Origin of the sequence: Bacteroides faecalis (assembly GCF_003865075.1) — a bacterium.
Classification (GTDB): domain Bacteria; phylum Bacteroidota; class Bacteroidia; order Bacteroidales; family Bacteroidaceae; genus Bacteroides; species Bacteroides faecalis.
In genome coordinates this window covers 1-9,192 of sequence record NZ_BHWB01000040.1, presented here as the reverse complement: position 1 = coordinate 9,192, position 9,192 = coordinate 1, and the positions used below count along the sequence as shown (strand labels likewise).

Sequence of the window (9,192 nt, the reverse complement as noted above, 5' to 3'; positions counted from 1 at the left end):
AATAGTGTTGCGGAATTAAGGATTAATTAAAAGAATTATGAAGAAACTACTAATTATGATGGCTCTTTCTGTTAGTATGCTGATTAATGCTCAGACAACTAACTTCTTTGAACCTGTTAAAGAAATAGCGCTACGTGTCCCGTCAGTGCCAATTGTTGTTACAGACCCATATTTTTCAATTTGGTCTCCTTATGACAAACTGATGGAAGGGAGTACAGAACATTGGACAAGTGCAAAGAAGCCTTTATTGGGCGCCCTACGTGTAGATGGTAAAGTATATCGTTTTCTGGGTAAAGATAAAATAAATTTAGTCCCGATTGCCCCTATGACTAATGTAGAACATTGGGAGGCAGCTTATACGAATAGCACACCATCTAATGGATGGCAAAAATTTCAATTTGATGATAGCAGTTGGAAAAAAGGAAAAGCCGCTTTTGGTAGCCATGATATGCAACGGGTTCACACAGAGTGGAAAGGGAATGATACTGATATTTATATTCGTCGTGAGTTCGATATTAATAATTTAGATTTAGCAGAAGAATTTTATTTAATTTATTCTCATGATGATGTATTTGAGTTATATCTCAATGGAGAACAATTAGTTTCTACAGATCTTGTCTGGAGAGACAATGTGTATCTCAAACTGACTGATGCAGCAAAGAAAAAATTGCGTAATGGTAAGAATGTGATTGCTGCTCATTGCCACAATACTACGGGAGGTTCCTATGTGGATTTTGGTTTATTTCGTGAGAAGAAAGATGCCGTAAAGTTCTCTGATGAGGCTATTCAAAAATCTGTAGATGTACTAGCAACCTCTAGTTACTATACTTTTACCTGTGGTCCTGTAGAACTCGATCTCGTATTTACAGCTCCTCAATTGATTGATGATCTGGATCTATTATCTACACCTATTAATTATATATCCTATCGCGTACGAGCACTTGATCAAAAAGGCCATGACGTACAACTCTATATGGAAACTACTCCAGAATTGAGTATTAATGAGAATAATCAACCTACTATTGCACGTACATTATCTAAAAATGGTATTAGCTATGTTGAGGCAGGAACAATTGATCAGCCAATATGTGATCGTAAAGGTGACTTAATTTGTGCAGATTGGGGTTACGCATACCTTGCTAGTATAAATGGAGTAGGAAAATCTATCGGTTTAGGCGATTATTATAAAATGAAAGAGTCATTTGTAAAAAACGGAAGTTTAAATTCCACTATTACAAAATGGACTACTCGCAAAGAAGAGGATAATCCTGCTATGGCTTATGTACATAACTTAGGTACAGTTTCTAAGGATAGCAAAGAGGGATTCATGATGATTGGTTATGATGATATCTATTCTATCGAATATATGTATGAAAAGCGTATGGGATACTGGAAGCATGACGGTAAAGTAACCATATTCGATGCTTTCGAGAATCTGAGAGATAATTATCAATCAGTTATGGAGCGTTGTCGTGCTTTGGATACGATGATTTACGATGATGCAGAGAGAGCAGGTGGCAAAAAATATGCTGAAATCTGTTCGGCTGCTTATCGTCAGGTAATGTCAGCCCACAAACTCTTCACAGATAAAGAAGGTAACTTGATGTGGTTCTCAAAAGAGAACAACAGTAATGGTTGTGTTAATACAGTGGACTTAACTTATCCGTCTGCCCCATTATTCTTGATTTATAATCCTGATTTACAGAAAGCAATGATGACTAGTATTTTTGAATACAGTGCTAGTGGTCGTTGGAATAAACCTTTTCCAGCTCATGACTTAGGAACATATCCTATAGCTAACGGACAAGTTTACGGAGGCGATATGCCAATTGAAGAAGGTGGTAACATGGTTATTCTAGCTGCAGCTATCTCAAAAATTGAAAGAAATGTTGATTATGTAAAAAAATATTGGGATATTTTGACCACATGGACTAATTATTTAGTAGAGTATGGACAGGACCCTGAGAATCAACTTTGCACAGATGACTTTGCAGGTCATTGGGCGCATAATGCGAATTTGTCAATAAAAGCTATCATGGGTGTTGCCGGATATAGTGAGATGGCACGTCTACTGGGTCTGGATGATGTTGCAAATAAATATGCTGCCATTGCCAAGAATATGGCTGTGAAATGGGAAGAAATGGCGAATGAAGGTGATCATTATCGCCTGGCTTTTGACCGTAAAAATACTTGGAGTCAAAAATATAATATGGTTTGGGATAAGATGTGGAACCTGAATCTCTTTCCCAATAATGTGATCGAAAAAGAAATCAAGTATTATCAGACCAAGCAGAATCTTTATGGTTTACCTCTGGATTCGCGTAAAGAGTACACTAAATCGGACTGGATTATGTGGACAGCGGCAATGGCGCCTGACCAGAATACATTCGAGAAGTTTATAGATCCTCTTTATAAATACATCAATGAGACAGAATCTCGTGTGCCTATCAGTGACTGGCATCATACGGACAGTGGTAAATGGGTAGGTTTCAAGGCCCGTTCGGTTATCGGTGGATACTGGATGCAGGTACTAATGAACAAAGTTCGATGAGATGTTTAATTTACAATACACTTATTATTAACTAAAATGAAAAACATGAAATGTAAAATGAAAAAAGTATTGAAGGAGTGGCAGTGGGTACTACTGGCATTATTCACGATTTGCATTTGTAGTTGCAAAGATGATGATGACAATACAAATGCGGTAGCTTTTGATCCTTCGAAACCCGTGTTGATCTCTGATTTTACACCTAAGAAAGGTGGAACTGGGCAACGTCTGGTTATCTACGGAGAAAATTTCGGATTGGATAAGTCGTTGGTTAATGTTATGATCGGTGGGAAAAAGGCTACTATTATTAATGTTAATAACAATAGTATTTATTGTTTAGTCCCATCACAGGCTTATGACGGCGACATTAAAGTGATAGTCGGAGGAGAAGAGAATCAAGTGACTGGTATATCGGAAAGTACCTTTGAATATGAGAAAAAGATGGTGGTAGGTACATTATGCGGCTATCGTAATGAATATGATAATCAGGGCTGGAAAGATGGTTCATTTGATATTTGTTGCGGGTTTCGTAATGATGGATGTTTGAAGTTTGATCCGTTGTATCCTGATCATCTGTACGTTGTATATGACGGTGCTGATATTCAGTTGTTGGATTTGAAGAATCGAATGCTTTCTACTCCGCTAAATCGTTCATCATTTGGTGATAGACGTTTGCGTTCGCTTGACTTCACAAATGATGGACAATATATGGTTGTAGCTGTCGATTTTGATGGTTGGGGTACTGGAACTAGTCCAAGTGTATATTTCGTGAAGCGTAATGAAGATGGTTCATTTACGAATAATAGTAGTATTCAGTTAATTGCTTCTTATAAACAATGTAATGGTGCTGCTCTTCATCCGATAAATAACAACGAACTATACTTTAATAGTTATGAACGTGGTCAAGTATTCCGTATGGATGTATCCAAATACTTTGAAACAATTAATAATGGTGGTAATTGGAATCCTGACAGAGATGGTGGAAATTATGACGAATTATTTACGATCCAGGATACTGGTTGGGAATTCCAAATTAACATACACCCTAGTGGTAATTATGCCTATATTGTGGTAATTAATCAACATTATATTTTGCGTACAGACTACAATTGGGAAAAGAAACGTTTTGCTCCTGCTTACGTTGTTGCTGGACAGGCACGTTCTGCTGCATGGGAAGATGCTGCCGGAGTAAGTGCTAGATTAAACCGTCCATATCAAGGAGTATTTGTAAAGAATCAAGAGTATGTGGATGAAGGTAGGGAAGATGTGTATGATTTCTACTTTTGCGATAATAAAAACCACTGTATTCGTAAGTTATCTCCAGAAGGTATCGTAAGTACTTATGCTGGACGTGGAAACACTACTTCTGTTGTTGATAATAATGTTTGGGGGACTGAGGATGGTGATTTACGTGAAGTTGCCCGCTTTCGTGATCCAAGTGGTATAGCTTATGATGAAAGAGACAATGTATTCTATATTTTGGATGTTGTAGGTCGTAAGATACGGACTATATCAATGGAAGGAGAAACGGGAACATCGGTAGATCTGGAATCAGGTAATTTTAATTAATCAAAATCTAACGAATAAACACGTATTTATATGAAAAAGTATTTAATCATGTTTGCTGTGTTACTATGCATACCATTAACTATGTTAGCACAGCAAACTGTAACTGTGAGTGGTACAGTTACAGACACGAAAGGAGTACCTATGATCGGTGTCAATGTCTCTGTGAAAGACGTTGCTGGTCTGGGTGCTATCACAGACTTGGATGGACATTATCATCTTAAGATGGAACCTTATCATAAATTAGCTTTTACTTATATTGGTTATGAAACTGTTGAAATTTTAGTAAAAGATAAATATACGATTAATGTAGAGATGAAAGAGGCCGCTGCAAGTGCATTAGATGAAGTAGTGGTTACTGGTATGGGAGCACAGAAAAAACTGACCGTTACCGGTGCGGTAACCAATGTGAAAGTGGAAGACTTGAAACGGTTCCCGACTTCTAATTTATCTAATGCACTAGCTGGTAATGTACCAGGAATCATCGCAATGCAGAATTCAGGGCAACCTGGTAAAAATACTTCTGAATTCTGGATTCGTGGTATCTCTACTTTTGGAGCGAGTAACAGTGCTTATATTTTGGTCGATGGATTTGAACGTAATAATTTGGATGAGATTAATATTGAAGATATTGAATCATTCACTGTATTAAAGGATGCTTCAGCTACTGCTATTTATGGTTCTAAGGGTGCTAATGGCGTAGTATTGATTACTACAAAACATGGTAAAGCTGGTAAGGTAAATATTAATGCTAAGGTAGAAACTTCGTATAATACACGTACTATTACTCCAGAGTTTGTAGATGGAAATACATATGCTAATTTAATGAATGAAGCTTGTGTTACTCGTAATAAAGGTTTTGTTTTTAGACCGGAAGAACTGGAAATTATACGTTTAGGCTTAGATCCTGATTTATATCCGAATGTAGATTGGATGGACGTATTGTTGAAAGATGGCGCTTGGAGTTATCGTGCCAACTTGAATTTAAGCGGTGGTGGTTCTACAGCTCGTTACTTTGTTTCCGCTAGTTATGTGGAAGATGAAGGTATGTACAAAACCGATGATACTTTGAAAAAAGATTATGATACGAATGCTAATTATAAGCGTTGGAATTATCGTATGAACGTTGATATTGATATTACCAAAACGACTCTTTTAAAAGTAGGAGTATCGGGTTCTTTAGCTAAACGTAATAGTCCTGGATTAGGTGATAATGATGTATGGGGAGAACTTTTTGGTTATAATGCTCTTAGTACTCCGGTACTTTATTCCAATGGACGTATCCCAGCTTTAGGTACAGGAAATAAAACCAATCCATGGGTATCTGCTACACAAACTGGTTATAATGAAAATTGGGATAATAATATTCAGACCAATGTTACATTAGAGCAGAACTTTGATTTTATAACCAAAGGATTACGTTTTGTCGGACGTTTTGGATATGATACTAATAATAGCAACTGGATTAACCGTCATCGTTGGCCAGACCAATGGAAAGCATTGAGCCGTAATCCTCAGAATGGAGAAATTGTTTGGGACCATGTATCCGGTCCAAGTGATATGTTTCAAGATAGTGGTTCGGGAGGAGATCGTCGCGAGTTTTTAGATTTATTATTAAGTTGGGATCGTGGTTTTAAAGATCATCATCTAGGTGCTACTGTAAGATATACACAAGATTCTAAAAAACAGACAGTAAATATAGGTACTGATATTAAAAATGGTGTAGCACGAAGAAATCAAGGTTTAGCCGGACGCGTTACATACAATTGGAATTACCGTTATTTCTTTGATTTTAATTTTGGTTATACAGGTTCTGAGAACTTTGCAACAGGACACCAATACGGCTTTTTTCCTGCTTTTTCTGCGGCGTGGAATATCGCTGAAGAACCTATTATCAAAAATAATCTAAAGTGGATGAATATGTTTAAAGTTCGTTACTCACATGGTAAAGTTGGTAATGACAATATGAATGATAGATTCCCATATTTGTATACAATTCAGGATTGGTATAGAGATGGGGATAATAATAGAGATCTTGCGGGTTATAACTGGGGAACAGCAGCATATTCTAATTATTATAAAGGTATACATTATTCGCAGGTAGCTTCTCCATATATTACATGGGAAGTTGCCACCAAAGATGACCTTGGAATAGATTTATCATTATTCAATGATAAATTCTCTGCTACAGTAGATTATTTCTATGAAAAACGTACTGGTATTTATATGACACGCGAATTCCTGCCAATCATTACAGGATTAGAAAGTAAACCAAGAGCTAATGTCGGTGCAGTTCGTTCCAGAGGTTTTGACGGACATTTTTCATTAAAAGAGAAAATTGGAAATGTCGATATGACAATTCGTGGTAATATGACCTATAGTAAAAACGAAGTGTTGGACAAGGATGAGGAAAATAAGGTTTATCCTTATCAATATGAACGTGGTTATCGTGTGGATCAAGAAAAGGGTCTTATTGCATTAGGATTGTTTAAAGATTATGATGATATCCGTAACAGCCCGAAACAAACAGAATGGGGAGTAGTACAACCTGGTGACATCAAATATAAAGATGTCAATGGTGATGGTGTTATTGATAATGGTGACCGAGTTGCTATCGGTGCGACAAGACGGCCTAATCTGGTTTATGGTATTGGTGCTTCTGTTGCATGGAATGGATTTGATTTTAATGTTCATTTCCAAGGTGCTGGTAAATCAACTTTCCCTATTTATGGTAAGTGTGTATTTGCATTTAGAGAAAATGACTGGGGTAATATCATGAAAGGTATGCTTGAAGATCGTTGGGTAGATTCAGAAACTGCAGAAAAGCTTGGTATCCAGGCGAATGAAAATCCGAATGCTCCTTATCCACGCTTAACATATGGTGTAAATGGAAATAATGAACAGGGGTCTACTTATTGGTTACGTAACGGACGTTATGTACGCTTGAAAAATGTAGATATAGGTTATACTCTTCCGAAAAATATAACCAATAAACTTCATTTTAATAATATCCGTATATTCGTTGCAGGATCTAATTTAATTACTTGGTCAAGTTTTAAATTATGGGATCCTGAATCAACTCAACCACGTGGTGAAGAATATCCGTTGACTAAATCAATCACAATGGGTTTAACAGTTAACTTATAAAATAATACGAAATTATGATAAAGAAGCTATTTATATTACTGCTAGCCATATTTAGTGCAGGTGTGTTTTCATCCTGCACTGACTATCTAGAGTCAGACAAGTATTTCAAAGACCGTACTACTATTGAAGCGGTTTTTACAGATAGAGATCGTACAGAGCAGTGGCTTGCTTATGCATATTCTTTTTTGAAGAATCAATGTGCCGATGTAGTAAGTAAAGACGCAGGTACAAGCAGCCATTGTTTTGCTGATGACATGTACTATGGGGATCGTGATATTGCATATGATCCTAAAGAAGGCAGTCAGTTGTCTTACAATAAATTCAAATTGGGAGAGTATAATGAGAATGAGTTTAATGAGGTTTGGCCTCGTTGTTATAAAGGAATCTACCAGGCTTCTGTCTTCATTCACAACATTGATATGAATCCAACCATGACTCCGGAGGAAAGATTGGATTATAAAGGACAAGCCCGTTTTGTTCGTGCTTATTTTTACTGGTTGTTACTTCGTAAATATGGTCCAGTACCTTTGATGCCGGATGAAGGAGTGGACTATACTCAAAGTTATGACCAGATTGCTACTCCTCGTAGTTCTTACGAAGAGGTTGCTGACTTTATTAGTGCTGAAATGGTACAAGCTGCCAAAGAGTTACAATATTTAAAACGTATGGATAACGAAAATATTGCTCGTCCAACTAAGGGAGCAGCATTAGCTACTCGTGCCTATGCTTTGATTTTTGCAGCAAGTCCTTTGGCAAATGGTAACAATGATGAGTTTGCACAAGCATTAGTGGATGATCAGGGACGTCGTCTCCTATCTCCTGAATACAATGAAGAAAAATGGGCAAAAGCAGCTGCAGCTTGTAAAGATGTGATGGAATTGGGAGTGTATGAACTTTATCATGCTTCATTCTCAAGTTCTGATAATGGACCTCAAGATCGTCCGACTATTGTTCCACCTTCTGACAACAACTTCTCTACTAAAATCTGGCCAAATGGATGGAAAGATATTGACCCTTTCAAATCTTATCGTAACTTGTTTAGTGGTGATGTATCTGCTGTAGATAATCCTGAGTTAATATTTTCTCGTATTAATAATACAACTGATGGGGATTATGCAATTGAGGCATTGGTATTACATCAGATGCCGCGAGATTTTGGTGGATGGAATACACATGGCTTAACACAGAAAATGTGTGATGCTTATTATATGAACAATGGTTTTGATTGCCCAGGAAAGGACAAGGAAATTGGACGCGGTGATGGTTCTCAACGTTTGACAGGTTTTACTACAAAAGAAGATGTTGAGAATGGACTCTATAAGCCACTTAGCGAAAATGTTTCTTTGCAATATGCAAATCGTGAACCTCGTTTCTATGCGTCGGTAGCATATAATGGGGCTGTTTGGAATTATATGAGTCGTACAGAACCAAATGATCGTAACCGGCAGACTTTTACTATCGTGGCTTAGGGAATGGTTTTATGAACTCGCCTTTCCATTTGCGTACAGGTATTGGCATTATGAAATTTGTTAATCCTGAGGATTCTCCAGGTAATATCAGAAAGAAGCCAGAACCGGCAATTCGTTATGCTGATATTTTATTGCTTTATGCAGAGGCTTTAAATGAATTAGATGGTACCTATAATATTCCTTCTTGGGATGAATCGATGACTTATACGATTAATCGTAATAAAGAAGAAATGCAAAAGGGTATTCATCCTGTACGTATTCGTGCCGGTCTTCCTGATTATACAGAAACTCAATACGCAAATAAAGACGAACTGCGTAAAGCATTGAAACGTGAACGTATGATTGAATTAATGGGCGAAGGCAAACGTTACTATGATCTCCGTCGTTGGAAAGATGCTCCAATTGAAGAATCATTGCAAATATATGGTTGTAACGTGGTAATGGATGAAACACATCGAAATG

3 protein-coding genes and 1 pseudogene are annotated in these 9,192 nt (G+C 37.1%); all 4 read left to right on the top strand.

Annotation, left to right across the window (positions count from 1 at the left end; genetic code table 11):
* Positions 1-37: 37 nt before the first annotated feature.
* Positions 38-2,551, top strand: coding sequence for a glutaminase family protein (locus EJF25_RS24200; RefSeq protein ID WP_125043243.1), 2,514 nt, complete (start codon positions 38-40; stop codon positions 2,549-2,551).
* 57 nt (positions 2,552-2,608) lie between these two features.
* Positions 2,609-4,117, top strand: a complete 1,509-nt coding sequence (locus tag EJF25_RS24195) for an IPT/TIG domain-containing protein (RefSeq protein WP_125043241.1) — start codon at positions 2,609-2,611, stop codon at positions 4,115-4,117.
* Between the two features lie 30 nt (positions 4,118-4,147).
* On the top strand, positions 4,148-7,261 hold the full coding sequence (locus tag EJF25_RS24190) for a SusC/RagA family TonB-linked outer membrane protein (RefSeq protein ID WP_125043239.1): 3,114 nt from the start codon (positions 4,148-4,150) through the stop codon (positions 7,259-7,261).
* 14 nt (positions 7,262-7,275) lie between these two features.
* Positions 7,276-9,192, top strand: a pseudogene (locus EJF25_RS24185) (RagB/SusD family nutrient uptake outer membrane protein); the annotation flags it as partial.

Excerpts from the sequence above, each read along its gene's own strand:
- EJF25_RS24200 (WP_125043243.1), top strand. The coding sequence starts at position 38 with ATGAAGAAACTACTAATTATGATGGCTCTTTCTGTTAGTATGCTGATT.
- EJF25_RS24190 (WP_125043239.1), top strand. The coding sequence starts at position 4,148 with ATGAAAAAGTATTTAATCATGTTTGCTGTGTTACTATGCATACCATTA.
- EJF25_RS24195 (WP_125043241.1), top strand. The coding sequence starts at position 2,609 with ATGAAAAAAGTATTGAAGGAGTGGCAGTGGGTACTACTGGCATTATTC.